This is a genomic window from Streptomyces sp. HSW2009, assembly GCF_040240285.1.
Classification (GTDB): domain Bacteria; phylum Actinomycetota; class Actinomycetes; order Streptomycetales; family Streptomycetaceae; genus Streptomyces.
On sequence record NZ_JBEHZD010001003.1, the window covers coordinates 1 to 1,339 of the forward strand.

At 78.0% G+C, this 1,339-nt stretch carries 1 protein-coding gene; it reads right to left on the reverse strand.

Annotation, left to right across the window (positions count from 1 at the left end):
- Positions 1-86 precede the first annotated feature (86 nt).
- Positions 87-1,052, reverse strand: a complete 966-nt coding sequence (gene egtD, locus AAHZ94_RS34175) for an L-histidine N(alpha)-methyltransferase (protein ID WP_349997571.1) — start codon at positions 1,050-1,052, stop codon at positions 87-89.
- Positions 1,053-1,339: the final 287 nt, after the last annotated feature.

The following is a 1,339-nucleotide window of genomic DNA, read 5'->3' on the forward strand; positions in this document are numbered from 1 at the left end:
CCCCCCCCCCCGCCGCGGGGGGGGGGGGGGGGGGGGCGGGGGGGGGGGGGGGCGGGGGGCGCCCCCGCCCCCCGGGGGTCAGCCGCTCACCCCGCCGGCGTGGCCAGCGAGAGGGCGAAGCGGTCCGCCCCGTCCGTCCACCACTGGCGCAGTGCCAGCCCGGCCGCGGCCAGTTCGGTGCTGATGCCCGCCCGCCGGAACTTCGCCGCCACCTCGGTACGCAACTCCTCGCCGGCGGCAAAGGACACCGCCAGGTCCAGCGCCGGGATCTTGGCGGTCACCGCCGACCTGGCCCGCAACCGCATCTCGATCCACTCCCGCTCCGCGTCCCAGTGCGCGACGTGGTCGAAGTCGGCGGGCTGGAAATCGGCGCCGAGTTCCCGGTTGAGCACCGACAAAACGTTTTTGTTGAACGCCGCCGTCACCCCGGCCGCATCGTCGTACGCCGCCAACAGCGTCGCCTCCTCCTTGACCAGGTCGGTGCCGAGCAACAGGGCGTCGTCCGGCTCAAGCAGCGTGCGCACCGCGGCCAGGAAGTGGGCCCGCTCGGCCGGCAGCAGGTTCCCGATGGTGCCCCCGAGGAAGACCACCAGGCGCGGCCCCGGCGTCTGCGGCAGCGCCAGGGCCTGCTGGAAGTCGGCCACCAGCGCGTGCACGGTCAGCCCCGGGCGCTCGGCCAGCAGCGCCTGCCCGGCCAGCTCCAGGGCGCTGGAGCTGACGTCGACCGGGACGTACGCGCGCAGGTCGGGCAGTGCGTCAAGAAGCAACCTGGTCTTCTCGGACGAGCCCGAACCGAGCTCCACCAGTGTCCGGGCACCGCTGGCCGCGGCGATCTCCGGGGCCCGGGCGGCCAGGATCTCCCGCTCGGCACGGGTGGGGTAGTACTCGGGCAGTCGGGTGATCTCTTCGAACAGCTCGCTGCCGCGGGCGTCGTAGAACCACTTGGGCGGCAGCCACTTGGGCGCCGCACCCAGCCCGGCGGCGACGTCCGCGCGCAGGGCGGCGGCCGTGGCGTCGACGGGCAGGGTGCGGGTGAGGGCGAACGGGCTCACGAGGTGGACTCCTTGGGCGGGGAGAGGTACAGGGGCGAGATGGCGCGCCCGGACGCCGGGACCGCCGGGTGGGGGGCCGGCACGGGGCCGGCGGCCACCGGGGGCGGCTGCTCCGGCGCGGGCGCGGCCCCCGACGGCGCTGTTCCCGGCGGCCCCGACCCAGGCGGTGCGGCGGGTACGGGCCGGCCGGGCCCGGCCGGGGTGCGGCCCGCCGCGCCGCCCCCGGCGCTCGGCGGGGGGGGGGCCCCGGGGCGGCCCGCGGGGGCCCGGGGGCGGGGGGGGGCGGG